This is a genomic window from Streptomyces sp. NBC_00247, assembly GCF_036188265.1.
Classification (GTDB): Bacteria; Actinomycetota; Actinomycetes; order Streptomycetales; family Streptomycetaceae; genus Streptomyces.
Genome location: NZ_CP108093.1, coordinates 4,053,795 through 4,074,523 on the forward strand (window position 1 = coordinate 4,053,795; position 20,729 = coordinate 4,074,523).

General features: G+C 73.0%; 17 protein-coding genes. 15 read left to right on the top strand and 2 right to left on the bottom strand.

From position 1 onward, the window contains the following. The first annotated feature begins 124 nt into the window (after positions 1-124). The 11 genes from OHT52_RS17450 (at position 125) to OHT52_RS17500 (ending at position 13,207) form a co-directional block, all read left to right on the top strand. Positions 125-1,816, top strand: coding sequence for an acyclic terpene utilization AtuA family protein (locus OHT52_RS17450; RefSeq protein WP_328723781.1), 1,692 nt, complete (start codon positions 125-127; stop codon positions 1,814-1,816). Positions 1,817-1,852: 36 nt separating this feature from the next. Beyond that, the gene (locus tag OHT52_RS17455) at positions 1,853-3,451 is read left to right on the top strand and encodes an acyl-CoA carboxylase subunit beta (protein WP_328721141.1); all 1,599 of its coding nucleotides are present in this window, start codon (positions 1,853-1,855) and stop codon (positions 3,449-3,451) included. A gap of 117 nt (positions 3,452-3,568) precedes the next feature. Continuing rightward, positions 3,569-5,587: an ATP-binding protein gene (locus tag OHT52_RS17460; RefSeq protein ID WP_328723782.1), complete on the top strand. Its 2,019-nt coding sequence runs from the start codon at positions 3,569-3,571 to the stop codon at positions 5,585-5,587. Then, positions 5,584-6,744, top strand: a complete 1,161-nt coding sequence (locus OHT52_RS17465; RefSeq protein ID WP_328721142.1) for an acyl-CoA dehydrogenase family protein — start codon at positions 5,584-5,586, stop codon at positions 6,742-6,744. Before OHT52_RS17460 ends, OHT52_RS17465 begins: the two co-directional genes overlap by 4 nt. Positions 6,745-6,870: 126 nt before the next feature. After that, positions 6,871-8,499, top strand: coding sequence for an AMP-binding protein (locus tag OHT52_RS17470; protein ID WP_328721143.1), 1,629 nt, complete (start codon positions 6,871-6,873; stop codon positions 8,497-8,499). Then, entirely contained in the window at positions 8,496-9,272 is a 777-nt protein-coding gene (locus tag OHT52_RS17475; protein ID WP_328721144.1) for an enoyl-CoA hydratase family protein, read from the top strand. Before OHT52_RS17470 ends, OHT52_RS17475 begins: the two co-directional genes overlap by 4 nt. Continuing rightward, positions 9,260-9,871 carry a TetR/AcrR family transcriptional regulator gene (locus OHT52_RS17480; RefSeq protein WP_328721145.1) on the top strand — a complete coding sequence of 204 codons (612 nt, stop codon included), beginning with the start codon at positions 9,260-9,262 and terminating at the stop codon, positions 9,869-9,871. Before OHT52_RS17475 ends, OHT52_RS17480 begins: the two co-directional genes overlap by 13 nt. Before the next feature lie 435 nt (positions 9,872-10,306). Further along, positions 10,307-10,549 (top strand): hypothetical protein, encoded by a 243-nt coding sequence (locus OHT52_RS17485; RefSeq protein WP_328721146.1) that lies wholly within the window; start codon positions 10,307-10,309, stop codon positions 10,547-10,549. Between the two features lie 215 nt (positions 10,550-10,764). Further along, entirely contained in the window at positions 10,765-11,892 is a 1,128-nt protein-coding gene (locus OHT52_RS17490; protein WP_328721147.1) for a hypothetical protein, read from the top strand. Then, positions 11,889-12,467, top strand: coding sequence for a hypothetical protein (locus OHT52_RS17495; RefSeq protein WP_328721148.1), 579 nt, complete (start codon positions 11,889-11,891; stop codon positions 12,465-12,467). Before OHT52_RS17490 ends, OHT52_RS17495 begins: the two co-directional genes overlap by 4 nt. Beyond that, entirely contained in the window at positions 12,464-13,207 is a 744-nt protein-coding gene (locus OHT52_RS17500; RefSeq protein WP_328721149.1) for an ATP-binding cassette domain-containing protein, read from the top strand. Before OHT52_RS17495 ends, OHT52_RS17500 begins: the two co-directional genes overlap by 4 nt. A gap of 34 nt (positions 13,208-13,241) precedes the next feature. Here the strand turns inward: OHT52_RS17500 and OHT52_RS17505 are convergent, their stop codons facing one another. Further along, positions 13,242-14,351: a citrate synthase 2 gene (locus tag OHT52_RS17505; protein WP_328721150.1), complete on the bottom strand. Its 1,110-nt coding sequence runs from the start codon at positions 14,349-14,351 to the stop codon at positions 13,242-13,244. Between the two features lie 383 nt (positions 14,352-14,734). Between OHT52_RS17505 and pdxH the strand changes: the two genes are divergently transcribed. Then, positions 14,735-15,376, top strand: a complete 642-nt coding sequence (gene pdxH / locus OHT52_RS17510) for a pyridoxamine 5'-phosphate oxidase (RefSeq protein ID WP_328723783.1) — start codon at positions 14,735-14,737, stop codon at positions 15,374-15,376. Positions 15,377-15,821: 445 nt separating this feature from the next. Then, positions 15,822-17,207, top strand: a complete 1,386-nt coding sequence (locus tag OHT52_RS17515) for a PAS domain S-box protein (protein WP_443046602.1) — start codon at positions 15,822-15,824, stop codon at positions 17,205-17,207. Between the two features lie 34 nt (positions 17,208-17,241). Here OHT52_RS17515 and OHT52_RS17520 read toward each other — a convergent pair whose 3' ends face one another. Beyond that, positions 17,242-17,997 (bottom strand): sugar isomerase domain-containing protein, encoded by a 756-nt coding sequence (locus OHT52_RS17520; RefSeq protein WP_328721152.1) that lies wholly within the window; start codon positions 17,995-17,997, stop codon positions 17,242-17,244. A 214-nt stretch (positions 17,998-18,211) separates the two neighbouring features. Between OHT52_RS17520 and OHT52_RS17525 the strand changes: the two genes are divergently transcribed. Both OHT52_RS17525 and OHT52_RS17530 read left to right on the top strand, forming a co-directional pair. After that, positions 18,212-18,904 carry a metal-dependent transcriptional regulator gene (locus OHT52_RS17525; RefSeq protein WP_328721153.1) on the top strand — a complete coding sequence of 231 codons (693 nt, stop codon included), beginning with the start codon at positions 18,212-18,214 and terminating at the stop codon, positions 18,902-18,904. An 882-nt stretch (positions 18,905-19,786) separates the two neighbouring features. Then, on the top strand, positions 19,787-20,671 hold the full coding sequence (locus OHT52_RS17530) for an alpha/beta fold hydrolase (protein WP_328723784.1): 885 nt from the start codon (positions 19,787-19,789) through the stop codon (positions 20,669-20,671). The last annotated feature ends 58 nt before the right edge of the window (positions 20,672-20,729 follow it).

Genomic DNA, 20,729 nt, shown 5'->3' on the forward strand with positions numbered 1-20,729 from the left:
GGCCCCGGACCAGGCCCCGACCCCGGCCTCCGCCGTCCCCGCCCCACCCGTCTCGATCCCCGTCTCCGTCACCGAGCCCGAGCCCGCCCGCCCGCACCCGCTCGATCCGCCCGCGCCCACCCCCTTGCGGATCGGCAACGCCTCCGGGTTCTACGGCGACCGGTTCGACGCGATGCGCGAGATGCTGACCGGCGGCCCGCTCGACGTCCTGACCGGCGACTACCTCGCCGAGCTCACCATGCTCATCCTCGGCCGCGGCCGGCTCAAGGACCCCTCGCGCGGTTACGCCTCCACCTTCCTGCGGCAGCTCGAAGAGAGCCTCGGGCTGGCCGCGGAACGTGGGGTGAAGATCGTCGCCAACGCGGGCGGCCTCAACCCGGCCGGACTGGCGGACGCGGTACGGGAGTTGGCAGACAAGCTCGGGATTCCGGTGCGGGTCGCCCACGTCGAGGGCGACAGCCGGCCCGTCCCCGAGGGGTTCCTCACCGCCAACGCGTACCTCGGCGGCGCCGGGATCACCGCCTGCCTGCGGGCGGGCGCGGACGTCGTCGTCACCGGCCGGGTCACCGATGCCGCCCTGGTCACCGGCCCCGCCGCCGCCCACTTCGGCTGGGGTCCCGACGACCTGGACGCCCTCGCCGGGGCCGTCGTCGCCGGGCACGTCCTGGAGTGCGGTACACAGGCCACCGGCGGCAACTACGCCTTCTTCGGCGACCACGACGTGCGCCGCCCCGGCTTCCCGCTCGCCGAGATCCACGCCGACGGCTCGTCCGTCATCACCAAGCACCCCGGCACCGGCGGGGTGGTCGATCTCTCCACCGTCACCGCGCAGTTGCTCTACGAAACCGGGGGCGCCCGGTACGCCGGGCCCGACGTGACCGCCCGACTCGACACCGTGCGGCTCGTCCAGGAGGGGCAGGACCGGGTCGGGATCAGCGGGGTACGGGGCGAGGCGCCGCCGCCCACGCTGAAGGTCGGGCTCAACCGGCTCGGCGGCTGGCGCAACGAGGTCGTCTTCGTCCTCACCGGACTGGACATCGAGGCCAAGTCCCGCCTCGTGCAGGACCAGTTCGCCGACGCGCTCGACCGCTCCGGGAAGGCGCCCGCCGAGATCCGCTGGGAGCTGGCCCGCACCGACCACCCCGACGCGCCCACCGAGGAGACCGCGAGCGCACTGCTCCGGCTCGTGGTGCGCGACCAGGACCCGGAGGCGGTGGGCAGGGCGGTCTCCGGGGCCGCCGTCGAGCTCGCCCTCGGCAGCTACCCCGGCTTCCACGTCACCGCCCCGCCCGGGAAGGGCGCCCCGTACGGGGTCTTCAAGGCGGCCCACGTACCGGCCTCGGAGGTCGCGCACACCGCCGTACTGCCGGACGGGACACGGCAGGTGGTGCCCGCACCGCCGGTGACCCGGGTGCTCGACCTCGTACCGGTGGAGGTCCCGCTGCCGCCCGCGCCGGAGCCGGAGGTGACCCGGAGCGTGCCGCTCGGGCTGCTCGCCGGGGCGCGCAGCGGCGACAAGGGCGGTGACGCGAACGTCGGGGTGTGGGTGCGCGACGACCGCGCCTGGCGGTGGCTGGCGCACGAGCTGACCACCGAGCGGCTTCGTGAACTCCTGCCGGAGACAGCCGGCTTGGAGGTCGATCGGCAGGTGCTCCCGCAGCTGCGGGCGGTGAACTTCGTCGTCCGGGGGCTGCTGGGCGAGGGAGTCGCCGCACAGGCCCGGTTCGACCCGCAGGCCAAGGCGCTGGGGGAGTGGCTCCGCTCGCGCCACCTGGCCGTACCCGTCTCCCTGCTCGACCCGACCGCCCTGGCCTGAAGTCTCTCAGCCCACTCCCCGTACCGGAGGCACCGCATGACCGTCCTGCCCACCGGGCTCGACACCGCCGGACCCGAATACGCCGCCAACCGCGCCGCCCTCCTCGCCAAACTCGACGATCTTGGCGCCGAGCACGCGAAGGCGCTGGCCGGGGGCGGCGAGAAGTACGTGGCCCGGCACCGTTCGCGCGGGAAGCTCCCCGCGCGGGAGCGGATCGAGCTGCTGATCGACCCGGACACCCCGTTCCTGGAGCTGTCGCCGCTGGCCGGCTGGGGCAGCGACTACACGGTGGGCGCCTCGCTGGTCACCGGGATCGGAGTGGTCGAGGGCGTCGAGTGCCTGATCACCGCCAACGACCCGACCGTACGCGGTGGCGCCTCCAACCCGTGGACGCTGAAGAAGGCGCTGCGGGCCAACGAGATCGCCTTCGCCAACCGGCTGCCCTGCATCAGCCTGGTGGAGTCCGGGGGCGCCGACCTGCCCTCGCAGAAGGAGATCTTCATCCCCGGCGGGGCGCTCTTCCGCGATCTCACCCGGCTCTCCGCCGCCGGAATCCCCACCGTGGCCGTGGTGTTCGGCAACTCCACCGCCGGAGGCGCGTACGTCCCCGGGATGTCCGACCACACCGTCATGATCAAGGACAGGTCCAAGGTCTTTCTCGGTGGTCCGCCCCTGGTGAAGATGGCCACCGGCGAGGAGAGCGACGACGAGTCCCTCGGCGGCGCCGGGATGCACGCGCGCACCTCCGGGCTCGCCGACCACTTCGCGGTGGACGAGCACGACGCGCTGCGACAGGCCCGCCGGATCGTCGCCCGGCTCAACTGGCGCAAGGCGCACGCCGATCCGGGACCCGCCGAACCGCCGAAGTACGACGAGGAGGAGCTGCTCGGCATCGTGCCGGGCGACCTCAAGGTGCCCTTCGACCCGCGCGAGGTCATCGCCCGGCTGGTCGACGGCTCCGACTTCGACGCCTTCAAGCCGCTCTACGGCACCAGCCTGGTCACCGGCTGGGCGCGGCTGCACGGCTATCCGGTCGGCATCCTCGCCAACGCGCAGGGCGTGCTCTTCAGCGAGGAGTCGCAGAAGGCCGCACAGTTCATCCAGCTCGCCAACCAGCGCGACATCCCGCTGGTCTTCCTGCACAACACCACCGGCTACATGGTCGGCAAGGAGTACGAACAGGGCGGCATCATCAAGCACGGCGCGATGATGATCAACGCGGTCTCCAACTCCAAGGTCCCGCACCTGTCCGTACTGATGGGCGCCTCCTACGGGGCCGGCCACTACGGCATGTGCGGACGCGCCTACGACCCCCGCTTCCTCTTCGCCTGGCCCAGCAGCAAGTCCGCCGTGATGGGCCCGCAGCAGCTCGCCGGGGTGCTCTCCATCGTGGCCCGCGCCTCCGCCGCCGCGAAGGGCCGGCCCTACGACGACGAGGCCGACGCCGGTCTCCGCGCCCTGGTGGAGCAGCAGATCGAGGCCGAGTCGCTGCCGGTGTTCCTCTCCGGGCGGCTCTACGACGACGGGGTCATCGACCCCCGCGATACCAGGACCGTCCTCGGGATGTGCCTCTCCGCGATCCACACGGCCCCCGTCGAAGGCGCCCGCGGCGGCTTCGGCATCTTCCGGATGTGAGGGCGGGTGGGAGCCGTGAGGACCGTGGGCGCCCGGGGAGCCGTGGGAGCCGTGGGAGCCGTGGCAAAAGAGGGCGCCGAGAGCAGAGAGCGCACCGAGAACACCGTGAGGACTGACGTGATCACTTCGCTGCTCGTCGCCAACCGGGGCGAGATCGCCTGCCGGATCTTCCGCACCTGTCGCGCGCTCGGCATCACCACCGTCGCCGTGTACTCCGACGCGGACGCCGCAGCCCTGCACGTCCGCGAGGCCGACCTCGCCGTGCGGCTGCCGGGGGCGACCCCCGCCGACACCTATCTCCGGGGCGACCTGGTCGTCGCCGCGGCGCTCGCGGCGGGGGCCGACGCCGTGCACCCCGGGTACGGCTTCCTCTCCGAGAACGCCTCCTTCGCCGCCGCCGTGCAGGACGCCGGACTGCTCTGGGTCGGCCCACCGGTCAAGGCGATCGAGCAGATGGCGTCGAAGACCCGCGCCAAGGAGCTGATGGCCGCCGCCGAGGTGCCACTGCTCGCCCCCGTGGACCCCGCCACCGCGACCGGGGCCGACTTGCCGCTGCTGCTCAAGGCGGCAGCCGGTGGCGGCGGGCGCGGGATGCGGATCGTACGGGAACTCGAAGCGCTGCCGGCCGAGTTGACGGCAGCCAGGGCCGAGGCGGAGTCCGCGTTCGGGGACGGCGAGGTGTTCGCCGAGCCGTACGTGGAACGCGGCCGGCACGTCGAGGTCCAGGTGATGGCCGACGACCACGGCACCGTCTGGGCGCTCGGCACCCGCGACTGCTCCCTCCAGCGCCGCCACCAGAAGGTCGTCGAGGAGGCCCCCGCCCCCGGCCTCGGCGAGGAGCTGCGGACCCGGCTGCACGAGGCGGCCGTGGCCGCCGCACGGGCCGTCGGCTACCGGGGCGCCGGGACCGTGGAGTTCCTCGTCTCCGCCGAAGGGCGGCCGTACTTCCTGGAGATGAACACCCGTCTCCAGGTCGAACACCCGGTCACGGAAGTCGTGTTCGGGCTCGACCTGGTCGCCCTCCAGCTCCGCACCGCCGAAGGCGAGCCACTGCCCGCCGCCGCCCCGCCCGCCCCCGAGGGTCACGCCGTGGAGGCCCGGCTCTACGCCGAGGACCCCGCCCACGACTGGCGTCCGCAGACCGGACTCCTCCACGCGCTCGACCTGCCCGGGGAACCCGGGGTGCGCCTGGACACCGGGTACACCGGCGGCGACACCATCGGGGTGCACTACGACCCGATGCTCGCCAAGGTCGTCGCCCACGCCGCCACCCGCACCGAGGCGGTACGCCTCCTCGCCCGCGTCCTGGAACGCGCCCGCGTCCACGGCCCGGTCACCAACCGGGACCTGCTGGTCCGCTCCCTGCGTCACCCCGACTTCCTCGCCGCCCGCCTCGACACCGGGTTCTACGAGCGCCACCTCCCCACCCTCGCCCCGGCCCCCGACGAGGAGGCCGTCCGCCGCGCGGCCCTGGCCGCCGCCCTCGCCGACGCGGCGGCCCGTACGGCGGGCGGGGCCGGGGAGTCCGCCGCCGTGCCCGCCCGCTTCGGCGCCTGGCGCAACCTCCCCTCCCAGTCGCAGACCAAGCGCTACCGCGCCGAGCCCGACGCCGGGGAGTACGAGGTCGCCTACCGGGCCACCCGCACCGGGCCCGTCCCGCACGACGCCCCCGGCATCCGCGTGGTGGAGGTCCGCCCCGACCGGGTGACCCTCGAACTCGACGGTGTGGTCCGCCGGTTCGCCGTCACCGCGCACGGCGACCGGGTGTACGTGGACACGGCGGACGGCTCCCACACCTTCACCGCCCTGCCCCGCTTCACCGACCCCGCCACCCGCAGCGAACCCGGCTCCCTGCTCGCCCCGATGCCGGGCACGGTCGTCCGCCTCGCGGAAGGGCTGGCGCCCGGGGCGGCCGTCGAGGCCGGGCAGCCGCTGATCTGGCTGGAGGCGATGAAGATGGAACACCGCATCCTCGCCCCCGCCGCCGGCACCGTCACCGCGCTCCACGCCGCGCCGGGGCTCCAGGTGGAGGTGGGCGCCCTGCTCGCCGTCGTCCAGGAGGCACCGCAGGACACACCCCACGCACAAGAAGCACCACCCGCCCAGGACACGCCCCAGGAGGAACCGCAGCCATGAGCACCGTCCTCGAATCCGCTGAGCACCAGGCGCTCCGCGCCGCCGTCGCCGCCCTCGGCAAGCGCTACGGGCGCGCGTACATGTCCTCCGTCATCGCGGAGGGCCGGCACACCGACGAACTCTGGGCCGAGGCGGCCAAGTTCGGCTACCTCGGCGTGAACCTCCCGCAGGAGTACGGCGGGGGAGGTGCCGGTATGGCCGAACTCTCCATCGTTCTGGAGGAGTTGGGCGCGGCTGGGGCGCCGCTGCTGATGATGGTGGTCTCCCCGGCGATCTGCGGCACGGTGATCTCCCGCTTCGGCACCGAGGCGCAGAAGCGCCAGTGGCTCCCCGGACTCGCCGACGGCAGCCTCACCATGGCCTTCGGGATCACCGAACCGGACGCCGGCTCCAACTCGCACCGGATCACCACCACCGCCCGCCGCGACGGCGACGACTGGCTGCTCACCGGCCGGAAGGTCTTCGTCTCCGGTGTCGACATCGCCGACGCCACCCTCATCGTGGGCCGGACCGAGGACGCCCGCACCGGCACGCTCAAGCCCTGCCTCTTCATCGTCCCGCGCGACGCCCCCGGGTTCGGACGCTCGCAGATCGACATGGAGCTCCACGCCCCGGAGAAGCAGTTCGAGCTGGTCCTCGACGACGTGCGGCTGCCCGCCGAGGCACTCGTCGGCGACGAGGACGCCGGGCTGCTCCAGCTCTTCGCCGGGCTCAACCCCGAACGCATCATGACCGCCGCCTTCGGTATCGGCATGGGCCGCTACGCCCTCGGCCAGGCCGTGAAGTACGCCAAGACCCGACAGGTGTGGAAGGCCCCGATCGGCGCCCACCAGGCCATCGCCCACCCGTTGGCCGTCGCCCACGTAGAACTCGAGCTGGCTCGGCTGATGATGCAGAAGGCCGCGGCCCTCTACGACGCGGGCGACGACATCGGCGCGGGCGAGGCCGCCAACATGGCCAAGTACGCGGCGGGCGAGGCCTGCGTGAAGGCCGTCGACCAGGCGGTGCACACCCTCGGCGGCAACGGCCTCACCCGGGAGTACGGACTCGCCTCGCTCATCACCGCGGCCCGCGTCGCCCGGATCGCCCCGGTCAGCCGCGAGATGATCCTGAACTATGTCTCCCACCAGTCGCTCGGCCTGCCCAAGTCGTACTGACGCAGCGCCCGTTCCTCGGTACTCCGCACCCCCGTACGCACCACGCGGCGCACCCGCCCACCCGGGGCCCGGTGCGCCGCCGCACAGCCTCCGCACCCGCCGCCCACGCGTCGACAGGGGACCGACATGGTGTTCCGCAGTGAGTACGCAGACGTATCCATCCTCAGCACTCCCATCCACGAAGCGGTCCTCGGCCGGGCCGCCGAGTTCGGGGACACCGTCGCCCTGATCGACGGCACCAACGGGATGGCCCTCAGCTACTCCCAACTCGACCACTTCCACCGCCGGATCGCCGCCGCACTCGCCGAAGCCGGGCTGCGCAAGGGGGACGTACTCGCCCTGCACAGCCCCAACACCATCGCCTACCCGCCCGTCTTCTACGGGGCGACGCGGGCCGGCGCCGCCGTCACCACGGTCCACCCGCTGGCCACCGCCGAGGAGTTCGCCAAGCAGCTCACCGACGCCTCCGCGCGCTGGATCGTCACCGTCTCCCCGCTCCTGGACACCGCGCGGCGGGCCGCCGAACTCGCGGGCGGTATACGGCAGATCTTCGTCTGCGACGCCGCCGAGGGGTACACCTCGGTGCTCGACATGCTCGGCTCCACCGCCCCCGAGCCGCAGGTGGAGATCGACCCGGACGAGGACGTCGCCGTCCTGCCCTACTCCTCCGGCACCACCGGGGCGCCCAAAGGCGTGATGCTCACCCACCGCTCCATCGCGACCAATCTGGAGCAGCTCCAGCCGTTCGTCCCCCTGGCCCGGGACGAGCCCGTCCTGGCCGTGCTGCCCTTCTTCCACATCTACGGGCTCACCGCCCTGATGAACGGGCCGCTCCGGCACGGGGCCACCGTGGTGGTGCTGCCCCGCTTCGACCTCGACCAGTTCCTCGCCACCATCGAGAAGCACCGGATCGCCGGGCTGTACGTGGCCCCGCCCATCGTGCTGGCCCTCGCCAAGCACCCGGCCGTCGCCCGCTACGACCTCTCCTCGCTCCGCTACATCGTCTCGGCCGCCGCCCCGCTCGACGCCGACCTCGCCCGTGCCTGCTCGGAGCGGCTCGGGCTGCCGCCGGTCCGCCAGGCGTACGGCATGACCGAGCTGTCCCCGGGCACCCACGTCGTGCCGCTCTCCGAGGAGAACCCGCCGGACGGCACGGTCGGCAAGCTGATCCCCGGCACCGAGATGCGGATCGTCCGGCTCACCGACCCCGGCACGGACGCGGAGCCCGGCGCCGAGGGCGAGATCCTGATCCGGGGCCCCCAGGTGATGAAGGGCTACCTCGGTCGCCCCGACGCCACCGCCGCCATGATCGACGAGGACGGCTGGGTGCACACCGGGGACGTCGGCAGGGTCGACGAGGACGGCTGGCTGTACGTCGTCGACCGGGTCAAGGAGCTGATCAAGTACAAGGGCTACCAGGTCGCCCCCGCCGAACTGGAGGCCCTGCTGCTCGGCCACGAACTCCTCGCCGACGCCGCCGTCATCGGCGTCCACGACGAGGCGGGCAACGAGATCCCCAAGGCGTTCCTGGTCCGCTCACCGGCCCCGGAAGCGCAAAAGCTCACCCCGGAGGACGTGATCGGGTACGTCGCCGAGCGCGTCGCCCCGTACAAGAAGGTGCGGCGGGTGGAGTTCATCGACGCGGTGCCCCGCGCCACCTCGGGCAAGATCCTGCGCCGCGAACTCCGCGACCGGGAACGCGCCACCGGCCCCGGGACCGGAACCGGGGCCGCCACCGAAGGGAGCCCCGCATGAGCAGCCTGGCCGCACCCGTCCACGACCGGGGCATCACCACCCTCACCCTGGACGCCCCCGCCCGCCGCAACGCCCTCTCCGCCGAGCTGGTCGGCGAGCTGGCCGAAGCGCTGGACGCCTGCGCGGACGACAGCGCCGTACGCGCGGTCGTCCTGACCCACACCGGCACCACCTTCTGCGCCGGGGCCGACCTGAAGTCGCCCGCCGATCCGGGGGAGTTCGTCGCGCTGCTGCGGAAGATCGTCGCGTTGCCCAAGCCCGTGGTGGGCCGGGTCACCGGCCATGTCCGGGCCGGAGGGCTCGGACTGCTCGGGGCCTGCGACATCGCGGTCGCGGGGCCCGGGGCGAGCTTCGCGCTCACCGAGTCGCGGCTCGGCCTCGCCCCGGCGGTGATCTCGCTGACCCTGCTGCCCCGGCTCGAACGCTCCGCGGCGGCCCGCTACTTCCTCACCGGGGAGCGGTTCGACGCGGCCGAGGCGGCCCGTATCTCCCTGGTCACCCTCGCCGCGGGCGACCCGGCGGGGACCGCCGCCCCGGGCGAGGGCGCCGACGAGGTGGACAAGGCGCTCGAACCCGTACTCGACGGACTGCGCAGGGCGTCCGCGCAGGGGCTGATGGCGTCGAAGCAGCTGGTCACCGCTACCGTGCTGGAGAGTTTCGACCAACACGCCGAAGACCTCGTCGCCCTCTCCACCGCGCTCTTCGCCTCCGACGACGCACGGGAGGGGATGACGGCCTTCCTCGAACGACGGGACCCCGCATGGGTGTGGTGACGCCCCCGAACAACGCCTTTCCCGGCAACGCCAAGTCGCCCAAGCAGGACCGCAGCAGGGCCACCCGGCAGCGGCTTCTGGAGGCCGCGGTGGCCTGCCTCGCCGCCCACGGCTGGGTGGGGTCCACGGTCTCCGTCGTCGCCGAGCGGGCCGGGGTCTCCCGGGGTGCGGCCCAGCACCACTTCCCCACCCGCGAGGACCTGTTCACCGGGGCGGTCGAGTACGTCGCCGAGGAGCGGTCCGCCGCGCTGCGGGCGCTCCCGGTCCAGGGCCGCGCGGAGGTGGTCGCCGCGCTCGTGGACCTGTACACCGGGCCGCTCTTCCGCGCCGCGCTCCAGCTGTGGGTGGCCGCCTCCAACGAACCCCAACTGCGCCCCCGGGTCACCGAACTGGAGGCGCGCGTCGGCCGGGAGACCCACCGGATCGCCGTCGGACTGCTGGGCGCCGACGAGACCCGCCCCGGGGTGCGCGAGACGGTCCAGGGGCTCCTGGACATGGCCCGTGGCCTCGGCCTCGCCAACGTCCTCACCGACGACACCGTCCGCCGGCGGAGGGTCGTGGCCCAGTGGGCGGAGCTGGTGGACCGCGCGCTGGACTGAACGCCGGCGGGCACGCGACGGCGATTTCCGGACGATGACGCCCGGACGGTGCGACGGCCCGGCGCGGGACACCCGGCCGGGGCCGCCCACAGGGGCCTCGTTCCCCGGGCGGTCCTGAAGAAAATGCGTACCGGGAATGTGCGATATCTCGGGCATGGGCGGCGAACCAAAATATCTCACATCCGGGCACTTGGTGGATATCCATGTGTGTGCGTCACGTGCGGGCTCGCGATTCCTGCCCCGTCGGAGGGAAATCGTTGTCCTGCGATTTCATCAGGTGTTACCGTCTGTTCGTTGTGAGGGGGGCGCCCTCGCATGCACGGGGGTGGGAAATGCGCCGATGAAGAATTCTGCGTGTGTGGTCACTGCTGCTGGTATCGCCGCGGTCATCGCTCTTGTCCCGGCTCCTTCGGTGGCTGTCACACCGAGACCGGCGTGACCAGGAGCACCCATGTGCAGATGTGGCGTGACATCAGCCTGAAGCCGGACGACTCCTACGACAACAAGACGTTCACCGCCTGCTTCAGTGGCAGTACGAGCAACGGCGAGTGGAGCGAGGTGGGTTCGGGTGTGATGAAGAACGTATACCTCCAGATCATGAAGATCGGTGGGTCGGCCTTCGGCCCGCAGTTCACCGTGAACAGCGTCAGCGTTGACACCACCAAGGCCGACGGTTGACCGGATTTCTGCCTCGGGGCCGCTGCTGCGGCCCCGAGGCGCGTCCTTACCCCCTGTGAGTCGCGATGAAATTCACCACGGCACTGAGAAGCAGCAGTGTGCGCTGGGCAGGCCCTGTCGTCCTGTTGATGGCCGCCCTTTATTATTTGACGGGGGAAACCGCGCCGCCGAGTAGTCATCACCATTGGGCTCCGGCCATAGTTTCAGCTCCGCTGATGGTTCTTTACGCACTCGCCTATGCGGCTTCCGCCGCTCTCGGTGTGTGGGAAAGCGGACGCCTGCGCAAGGCGCACATCTGGGAATCGCTGCCCTCCCGAAGCCGTTACCGGGTCGCGGCGAACGTGCTGTTTCCGGTGGTTCTTCTCTCCTGGCTCGTCCTGCTGCTTCCCCCTGCCGTCTCCCTCGTGCGCGCCGGCACCGCCCCGAGCCTCGGTTCCCTGCGGCTGCCTGTCATGGGAATGCTGATCGTCGTCGCCCACGCCGTCGTCGGTTTCGCCATCGGGTCCGTCCTGCCGCGTCTGATCGCCACTCCGGTCGTCGCGGTCGTGGACTGGGTGGCGGTCGCCTTCACCCGGGCCACCCAGCCCTACTGGATCCGTCATGTCTCCGGACAGTTCGCCGATGTCGGCTTCGGCGAGATGCCCCGCTTCGTGTCCGTCGCGGCGCCCGTCCTGCTGGCCGGGAGCGTCGCCGCGGGGCTGATGCTGCTGTGGCTGCCGTTCGGCCCCCGGGTGCTGCGCGCGGTCCTCGCGCTCGGCGTCGCCGCGGCCGGCGTCCTGGGAGCCCAGCACCTCGCCCGGGACTGGCCGCACACCCCGCCCATGGCCACCGGTCAGGCACCTGTGGACTGCACGGGTGTGAACCCCCGGGTGTGCGTGCCGCGCGTGGCCACCGGGAACCTCGCCCGCACCCAGCACGAGGCCGCCCGGACGCTGGCCGTCCTGCGCGAGGCCGGTGTCCCGGGTACCGCCCCCGAGCAGATCGAAGACGTGCTCGACGGACCGGCCCGGGCCGGCTCCGGTGACCGGGTGTGGAGGCTGAGCCTCATGGCGGCCGACCGGCCGCACGAGGCGGGCTACCAGGTCATGGTCCGGGCGCTGAAGTTCCGCTGCGCGACCGTGCCCGCAGTCCGGGCCCATGCCGTATGGCTGTGGGGTGCCACCCGCACCGGCCAGGTCGACATGTACAAGGAACACCGCGCGCGGGAGGGCGTCACCCCCGAGAGCCTGCGGATCGAGAGCCAGGCCGGCGAAGAGGTCCGTGCCGTCCTCGCCACGTCGCCGGCCGCGCAGCGGGACTGGATACGGAAGAGCCTCGACTCCTGCGCGGGGAGTACGTCATGAGGTGGTGGATCGGTGCCCGGCGGGCAAGGATCATGGTCCCGCTGGCCCTGGCGGCCTTCCTCCTCCCGCTGCTCGCCGTGCAGAACACCCAGGTCGTCCTGCCTTCCCTCATCGGTTCGCCCCGGGTCGCACTGACCCTCTTCGTGCCCGTGCCGCTCGTCGCCTGCCTCATGCACGCGCTGGAATCACGCCTTCCGGCCCCGGAGGACTCCGGGGTGCGGCCGGTGGGCCGGTACGACGCCGCGCTCGCGGCCACCGTCTGTGCGGCGGCGCTCTGCTGCGGCCTGCTGGTCGCCGCGGTCGGCGGGACGCAGGAGGCCGCGGTGGCGGGCCGCGACGTGCTCTTCCTGGCCGGGCTCATGCTGCTGGGACGTGCGGTGTTCGGCGCCTCCGCCGTTCTGGTCCCCGTGGCCTGGCTCGTACTCGTCGTCGGTATCGGCTTCCGCGGCAACCAGCCGCGGGGGTGGACCGTCGTACCGGAGTCCGCCCACGACGTCCCGGCGGCAGTCGTCTCCCTGCTGGTGTTCGCCGCCGGCCTGACCGCTCTGATTCTCGCCCCGAGGAAGGCCTCGTGACCCTCGAACTCAGCCGCTGCACCTACCGTTACCGGCGCGGCCGTCAGCCCGTACTGAAGGACTTCGACTACGCCCTTCCCGACGGGCTCTCCATCCTGCTGGGCCCCAACGGTGCCGGGAAATCGACCCTGTTGAGGCTCGCGGCCTCGGTGACGCGCCCGCAGCGCGGCAGCGTCCACCTCGACGGGATGGCCGCGGGCACCCGGCAGTACCGGCAGGACGTGGCGTGGATGCCGCAGGACATCACCCCGATGCCCGGCCTCACGGCACGCGAGTACGTCGCGTACATCGGCTGGCTCAAGGGCATGAGCCGCCGGGACGCCTGGAAACGGGCCCGGCAGGCGCTCGTGCAGGTCGACCTCGCCGACCGGATGAACGAGCGCAGCGACCGCCTCTCCGGAGGCCAGCTGCGGCGCGTCGGGGTGGCCGGAGCGCTGGTGCACGGCGCCCGTGTGCTGTTGCTCGACGAACCGACCGCGGGCCTCGACCCGTACCAGCGGCGGGTGTTCCGGGACATGCTGGCGGGGCTCACCGGCGACATCCGGGTACTGCTCTCGACCCATGACGTCGCCGACCTCGCCGAGGAAGCCGACCACGTGACCGTGGTCTACGACGGCAGGATCATCCACCACGGCGACACCGCCTCGTTCCTGGCGCTCACGCCGCCCGGCACCGTCGCGGGCCGTGTGGCGGAAGGCGCCTACACGGCCCTGTTGCGCGACAGCGGGGCCAGGGCCTGAACGGTGCGGTGCCCCGGAGCGCGGGGCCCGGAACTCAGCCCGTGATCGGCGTGATCGAGTCGTACCCGTCGATCTCGCGCGGGTCCCGCGCCGCCGGGCCCACGTACTCGGCCGAGGGCCGCACCAGCCGGCCCGTGCGCTTCTGCTCCAGGATGTGCGCCGACCAGCCGGCCGTGCGGGCGCAGGTGAACATCGAGGTGAACATGTGCGCCGGGATCTCCGCGAAGTCCAGCACGATCGCCGCCCAGAACTCGACGTTCGTCGCCAGCACCCGGTCCGGGCGCCGCGCGTGCAGCTCCTCCAGCGCCGCCTTCTCCAGAGCCTCCGCCACCTCGAAGCGCGGCGCGGCGAGCTCGCGGGCGGTGCGCCGCAGCACCCGGGCGCGCGGGTCCTCGGCGCGGTAGACGCGGTGGCCGAAGCCCATCAGCCGCTCGCCCTTGTCCAGCGCCTGCTTCACGTACGCGGTGGCGTCCCCGGTCCGCTCGATCTCCTCGATCATGCCGAGCACCCGGGAGGGGGCGCCGCCGTGCAGCGGACCCGACATCGCTCCCACCGCGCCCGAGAGCGCCGCGGCCACGTCCGCGCCGGTCGAGGCGATGACCCGGGCGGTGAAGGTGGAGGCGTTCATGCCGTGTTCGGCGGCGGAGGTCCAGTAGGCGTCGACGGCCTTGACGTGCCGGGGGTCCGGCTCGCCGCGCCAGCGGATCATGAACCGCTCGACCACCGAGTCCGCCTTGTCGATCTCGCTCTGCGGAACCATCGCGAGCCCCTGCCCGCGCGCCGACTGCGCCACGTACGACAGGGCCATCACGGCCGCCCGCGCGAGGTCGTCGCGGGCCGTCGCCTCGTCGATGTCGAGCAGCGGCTTCAGGCCCCAGACCGGGGCGAGCATCGCCAGCGCCGACTGCACGTCCACCCGGATGTCACCGGAGTGGACCGGAATGGGAAACGGCTCGGCGGCCGGCAGACCGGGGTTGAACGCCCCGTCCACCAGCAGTCCCCAGACGTTGCCGAAGGACACTTTGCCGACGAGGTCCTCGATGTCGATCCCGCGATAACGGAGCGCACCGCCTTCCCTGTCCGGTTCGGCGATCTCCGTTTCAAACGCGACGACTCCCTCAAGCCCGGGTACGAATGCGGACATCAGGCGGCTCCCTCTGTGCGGCTGCGAGCTCGGTCGGTGAAGGCCCCCGGGGCCGCAGGTCCGAGACGGCCTCCGTGGGGACCTGACCCCCGATAGTGGCGGCTTCCGCCGGGGCAAGGAAGGGTGATGTCCCGCACAGCACCCTCGTGTCGTGGAACGGCGGCCCCCTCGTGTCGTGAGGTGGGCGGCATCCCGGGTCGTGGAACGGCGGCGTCCCGTGTCGTGAAACGGCGGAGTCCCGGTCCTGGTCCTTCTCGCCCGCCGCACCGGCCTGCCGCCCGCTGCGGCAGGATGGGCCCGTGCCCACAGCTGACCCGACACCTCCGTCCGCTTCCCGTCCGGCCGTGTCCCCCGCTTCCGATTGCACCATCGATCCGGCGGCGATGCGCGAGCAGTACCGTTCCGAGGCGTTCGCCGAGCAGGATCTGGCCCCCGAGCCCATGGACCAGTTCGCCCGCTGGTTCCGGCAGGTCGCCGCCCACGGCGCCCTGCACGAGCCGAACGCCATGGTGGTCTCCACCGCCTCGCCGGACGGCCGCCCGTCCTCCCGCACGGTGCTGCTCAAGGGGTTCGACGCGCGCGGCTTCGTCTTCTACACCAACTACGAGTCCCGCAAGGGCCGGGAGCTGGCCGCCAACCCGCACGTCTCACTGCTCTTCCCCTGGCACCCGCTCGCCCGCCAGGTCATCGTCACCGGCACCGCGGAGCAGGTGAGCCGCGAGGAGACGGTGGCGTACTTCCGTACCCGGCCGCACGGCTCCCAGCTCGGCGCGTGGGCGAGCGCGCAGTCCACGGTCATCGGCTCCCGCCGCGAACTCACCGAGCGGTACGAGGAACTCGCCGCCCGCTACCCGGAGGGCGAGAAGGTGCCCGTCCCGCCGCACTGGGGCGGTTTCCGGGTGACGCCCGAGACGGTGGAGTTCTGGCAGGGCCACGAGAACCGGCTGCACGACCGGCTGCGGTACGTACGTCCCGTGACGCCGGAGCGCGGGCCCGGCTGGCACGTGGAGCGCCTCTGCCCCTGAATCCGAAAGGTCCGGGACGCGAAAGGTCCGGGACGCGAAAGGTCCGGGACGAGCAGAACCCGCAGGCTCGGGTCCCTCCGTGAGGAGGAGCCGGCCGGATCTACCGGCGAGCCTGCGGGTCGGTGACTGCTTGGGTTTCGGCAGGCAGCCTGCCGAGGTGCACGATGTGCGACGACGGGCTGTCAGCCCGCAGCCACCTCACGAATCCGAATGGACTGCACTTTCGGATCACCTCCTTTCAGCGTGTGCCACAAGCCTAGGAACCTCGTCAGGGCCGCACAACCTATTTATCGGAAGCGGGTGTGCGCCGGGTCACAGTCGAGTTCAATGGGTTTCTGACATGCGGAAACGCATGCGGACACGCGCACGGACACGCGCACCGCCAGGGCCGCGGTGCGTACGGCGGGGACGGCACGTTCTGCGGGGGTACGGAATGAGTCCTTCCATGGGCAGTGGCACGGCGGACGCGTCCGCGTCGGACGCCGCGGGGGCCACCGGGGTCACGGGTGTACCGGACGCCGCCGTCACCGATGCCGGACCCGGCGCCGAACTCCTCGCCGCGCTCCTCGACGGCATGGACACCGCCCTCTTCGCCCTCGACGCCGCCGGCGCCGTCACCCACTGGAACCGCCAGGCCGAACGCGTCCTCGGCTGGTCCGCCGCCGAAGTGGTCGGCCGGGACGGCTTCGCGGGCTGGGCGGTGCGCGGACCCGACGCCGACGAGGTGCGCCGGCGGCTGATGGCGATCCAGGACTCCCCGGGCCGCCAGGTCCACGAGTTCGCCCTGGTCCGCAAGGACGGCGGCCGGGTCCTCGTGCGCATGCAGGCCGCCGGGATGCGCGGCGAGGACGGCGGGCCGGCCGGGGTGTACTGCGCGTTCAGCGAGGCGCACGCCCAGATCGACCTGGAACGCTCCATCGCGCTGAGCGAGGCGCTCTTCCAGGACGGGCCCTGGGGCGTGGTCCTGGTCGACGCCGATCTGCGGCCCACCGTCGTCAACGCGCACGCGGCGCGGGCGCTCGGCGGCGGCCGGACCTCCCTGCTCGGGCGCCCCCTCGGAGAGGTCGTCCTCCAAGGGGTCGAGGACCTCGAAGGCGCTTTTCACCACGTGCTCGCCGCCGGGGCGCCGCCCGCCCCCGCCGAACTCTGGGTGACCCTGCGCAGCCGTGAGGGCGGGCGGCGCCGCTGCTGGCGCAGCGGCTTCCTGCGGCTCTCCTCGCCCCTCACCGAAGAGGCGGTACCGCTCGGGGTCGCCTGGCTGTTCCAGGACGTCACCGAGGCGCGCGCCGCCGAGCAGGCCGCGGCCCGGCTGCGGTTCCGCTCCGCCCAACTGCACCGCGCCGCCAGGGCCGCGGCCGAGTGCGAGGACCCGTGGGAGGCGGCGACGACCACCCTCGACTTCTCGCTGGCCGGCTTCGCCGATCACGCGTTGCTCGACCTGGTGGCGGGGGAAGCGCTGATTCCCACGGCGGCCACCCCGACGGACGCCCCCGGCCCGTGCCTGCTGGTGGCGGGCGGTTCCTTCCCGGCCCGCTACGGCCCCGGCCACCCGGCCTTCCAGACGCTGGACCGGATCGCCCCGGTCCGGGTGAGCGCGGGCGGCGCGGGAACATCCTGGGCGGCCGAACGCCAGTGGCCCCGGCAGGTCGCGCACGCCCTGTGCGTGGCGCTCCGCAGCCGGGGCCGGACCCTCGGGGTGGTGACCTTCCTGCGTACCGCCGACCGTCCCGCCTTCGAGCGGGAGGACGCGGCCCACGCGGAGAGCGCGGCGGTCCGGGTGGCCTCCGCGGTGGACCTGGCCCTGCTGCTCGACGGCCGTACGGGCGGCTGATCAGGGCGACGGACGCGCGCGGGCGCCGGGCGCGTCAGTGCTGGTAGAAGATCCGGTCCCGGTTGTCCTCGAACACGCGCCGGTTCCACTCGTGGCCGCCGTCGACGTTCCCCGAGCGCAACAGCGGCGGCTCGATGCCGCGTGCGGCCAGTTCCTCGGCGGCCGCGGCCATCGTCGCCTGCATCAGCGCGCTGGTCACGACGGTCGAGGCCGGGGCGAAGGGGGCTCCGACCCCGTCGGTGGTCAGCTCCGCGTCGCCCACCGCGATCTTGCTGTCGAGGACGATGTCGCAGTGGTCGAGCAGGAAGCCGCCCGAAGCGGCCCGGGACGAGGTGGCGGCGGCGTACGCCACCGAGGTCACCCCGATCACGGTGAGGCCGCGCGCCCGGGCTTCGCGGGCCATCTCCACGGGCAGTGTGTTGCGGCCGGAGAGCGAGATGATCACCAGCAGGTCACCCGCGGTGGCCGGGCTGGCCGCGAGCACCGTGGTGGCGAGCCCCTCCACCCGCTCCAGCGCCGAGCCGAGGGTCGCGGGCATCACGTCGACCCCGACCGTGCCCGGCACGGCGAGCAGGTTCATCAGGGCGGGGCCGCCCGCCCGGTACACCACGTCCTGGGCGGCGAGCGAGGAGTGTCCGGCGCCGAAGGCGAAGAGCCGGCCGCCCGCGGCGACGGTGTCGGCCACGGCCGCGCCGGCCGCCGCGACGGAGGCGGCCTCCTCGTCGCGGACCCGGGCCAGCAGCCCGATGGCCGCGTCGAAGAACTGGCCGGCCAGCTTGCTCTCGCTCATCGGGGAGCCCTTCCGTCGGGGATACCGCGATCACGGTGCGGTCCGGACCACCGCACTGTCAATAGCGGCCCGGCCGTGCGGCGCCCGGCCTCGGGCCGGGGCCGGGACGGCCCGGCACGGTTGTCCGCGCGATGCGTCAGAATTGGACGAGGGCCACAGCACGGCGGCAACACGGCAGCATGACGTTTCACCGTCACAGTTATGAGGGGCACGAATGTCCGGACTGATCGACACCACGGAGATGTACCTCCGCACCATCCTCGAACTCGAAGAGGAAGGCGTGGTCCCGATGCGCGCCCGTATCGCTGAGCGGCTGGACCAGTCCGGTCCCACGGTCAGTCAGACGGTGGCCCGGATGGAACGCGACGGGCTGGTCCAGGTCGCCGGTGACCGCCACCTTGAGCTGACCGAGGAGGGACGCCGCCTGGCGACCCGGGTCATGCGCAAGCACCGCCTCGCCGAGTGCCTGCTCGTCGACGTCATCGGCCTGGAGTGGGAGCAGGTGCACGCCGAGGCCTGCCGCTGGGAGCACGTGATGAGCGAGGCCGTGGAGCGGCGGGTGCTGGAGCTGCTGCGCCACCCCACGGAGTCCCCGTACGGCAACCCGATCCCGGGCCTGGAGGAGCTGGGCGAGCACGCCGAGGCCGATCCGTTCCTGGAACAGGGCATGGTCAGCCTGGCCGAGCTGGACCCGGGCAGCGACGGCAAGACCGTCGTGGTGCGCCGGATCGGCGAGCCCATCCAGACCGACGCCCAGCTGATGTACACGCTCCGGCGCGCCGGGGTCCAGCCGGGAGCCGTCGTCAGCGTGACGGCGGCGGCCGGCGGCGTCCTGGTCGGCTCGGGCGGGGAGGCCGCGGAGCTGGACAGCGAGGTCGCCTCGCACGTCTTCGTCGCCAAGCGCTGAGCCACCGCCCCGCGCGCCCCGGCGCCCCGTTTTCGAACGCGGGGGCATCCGCCGGAGCGGCCCCGCGCACGGCGGGGGCACGCGGGGGCACGCGCGACGGTCCCGCACTCCGGGCACCGGGGACGCGCCGGGACGGCGGAGAGCGGGCGCCGGGGAGGTGCCTCGCGGCACCGGGCGGGCCCTGACCAGGAGCGCAACACGCCCCACACCCCGCGACCCGTCGCAGGGGACCCGACAGGCGGGCGTCACGGCTACCGAACCGTGACGTCCGCTTTCTCTTTTCCGTACGGAATCGCAGCGGCCGGGCGCCGCGCGTGCCAGGCTGAAGCCAGGCATATGACCTGAGGTCGCCGGCCGAGTGGGCCGCGCGGCAGGGGAGGGAGCAGGGAATGCGCCCGTCGTACCAGCGTGTGCAGCGGTACGCGCCCCCTGTGCGCCCACGTACGCCTGTGCCGGCCGCGGTCCGGGCGGCGGCTCGCACGCCGGGCTCCCGGAGGCGTCCGGCCGCCGGCACCCGGCCGCCCCGCGAGCCGGTCCCGCTCCGGGGGCCTGCGCCGACGCGTGCGCCCCTGCCCCCCGCCGCGGTCGCGGTGGCGGCGGCGCGAGGAAGACCGAAGACCCCGGCGCCCACGGGCGCCGGGGTCCGTCCTCCCCGGTGCCGACCCGGAGCCCCGAGCTCCCAGGGTCGTTCCTGCGGACCGTCATCCCCGAGCGGCCCGCTCCCCGCTGAACATCTCCCCAGGTCGGCGGCGGCCAATCATGGAACGTAGTCACCCGAACGAGCGGTGTTGAACGCCAGTCCTGCTGTTTTCGAATAAAGGTTCGATAGTGTGAGCGGCGAGGCCACCCGTGATCGAGAACCAGAAGGGGATGCCAGGACATATGGTGCGGCGCATCGATGTGACGGGCTCGGACGGAGTCCGGCTCGCGGCCTGGGAGTTCACCGATCCGCCCAAGGGGCGCGCGGACGAAGCGAGTGCGCCGGGGGTCTTACTGCTGCACGGACTGATGGGCCGCGCCACCCACTGGGCCGCCCAGGCCCGCTGGCTCTCGGAGCGGTACCGCGTGGTCGGGCTCGACCAGCGCGGCCACGGCCGCAGTGAGAAGCCCGCGGACGGCCCGTACACCCGCGACGCGTACGTGGACGACGTCGAGAGCGCGGTCGAACAGCTCGGCCTGGGCCCGGTGACCCTCGTCGGGCACGCCATGGGGGCCCTCACCGCCTGGCAGTTCGCCGCCAAGCGCCCCGACCTGGTGCGCGCCCTGGTCGTCTGCGACATGCGGGCCTCCGCGCCCGGCGCCGCCACCCAGCGCGAGTGGAGCGGCTGGTTCGACTCCTGGCCGCTGCCCTTCGCAACCCTCGCCGACGTACGGAAGTGGTTCGGCGAGGACGACCCGTGGGTGGAGCGCCCCAACCCCGCGCGCGGCGAGTTCTTCGCCGAGGTGATGGCGGAGGGCGACGACGGCTGGCGGCCGGTCTTCTCCCGCCGCCAGATGCTGGAGTCCCGGGCGACCTGGGTGCTGGACGCGCACTGGGAGGAGCTGGCGCAAGTCCGCTGCCCGACGCTGGTCCTGCGCGGGATAGACGGCCAACTGGGCCGCGCCGAGGCCCAGGAGATGGTCCGGGTGCTGCCGCTCGGACAGTACGCCGAAATCCCCGACGCCGGCCACCTCGCCCACTACGACCGCCCGGACGCCTGGCGCGCGGCCGTCGAACCCTTCCTGGACCAGCCGGCCGGGCCCGCCCCGGAGCCGGTGGTCTCCTGACGATCCCTCTCCCGACGATGCCCGCGACGACCGGCCGGCCCCGACGGGGGCGGCCGGT

What these genes read in the sequence shown, in the direction of transcription:
- OHT52_RS17455 (WP_328721141.1), top strand. Translation starts at nt 1,853, where the DNA reads ATGACCGTCCTGCCCACCGGGCTCGACACCGCCGGACCCGAATACGCC.
- OHT52_RS17525 (WP_328721153.1), top strand. Translation starts at nt 18,212, where the DNA reads ATGTCCGGACTGATCGACACCACGGAGATGTACCTCCGCACCATCCTC.
- OHT52_RS17480 (WP_328721145.1), top strand. Translation starts at nt 9,260, where the DNA reads ATGGGTGTGGTGACGCCCCCGAACAACGCCTTTCCCGGCAACGCCAAG.
- OHT52_RS17465 (WP_328721142.1), top strand. Translation starts at nt 5,584, where the DNA reads ATGAGCACCGTCCTCGAATCCGCTGAGCACCAGGCGCTCCGCGCCGCC.
- OHT52_RS17515 (WP_443046602.1), top strand. Translation starts at nt 15,822, where the DNA reads ATGGGCAGTGGCACGGCGGACGCGTCCGCGTCGGACGCCGCGGGGGCC.
- pdxH (WP_328723783.1), top strand. Translation starts at nt 14,735, where the DNA reads ATGCGCGAGCAGTACCGTTCCGAGGCGTTCGCCGAGCAGGATCTGGCC.
- OHT52_RS17495 (WP_328721148.1), top strand. Translation starts at nt 11,889, where the DNA reads ATGAGGTGGTGGATCGGTGCCCGGCGGGCAAGGATCATGGTCCCGCTG.
- OHT52_RS17520 (WP_328721152.1), bottom strand. Translation starts at nt 17,997, where the DNA reads ATGAGCGAGAGCAAGCTGGCCGGCCAGTTCTTCGACGCGGCCATCGGG.
- OHT52_RS17530 (WP_328723784.1), top strand. Translation starts at nt 19,787, where the DNA reads ATGGTGCGGCGCATCGATGTGACGGGCTCGGACGGAGTCCGGCTCGCG.
- OHT52_RS17475 (WP_328721144.1), top strand. Translation starts at nt 8,496, where the DNA reads ATGAGCAGCCTGGCCGCACCCGTCCACGACCGGGGCATCACCACCCTC.
- OHT52_RS17470 (WP_328721143.1), top strand. Translation starts at nt 6,871, where the DNA reads ATGGTGTTCCGCAGTGAGTACGCAGACGTATCCATCCTCAGCACTCCC.
- OHT52_RS17490 (WP_328721147.1), top strand. Translation starts at nt 10,765, where the DNA reads ATGGTTCTTTACGCACTCGCCTATGCGGCTTCCGCCGCTCTCGGTGTG.
- OHT52_RS17505 (WP_328721150.1), bottom strand. Translation starts at nt 14,351, where the DNA reads ATGTCCGCATTCGTACCCGGGCTTGAGGGAGTCGTCGCGTTTGAAACG.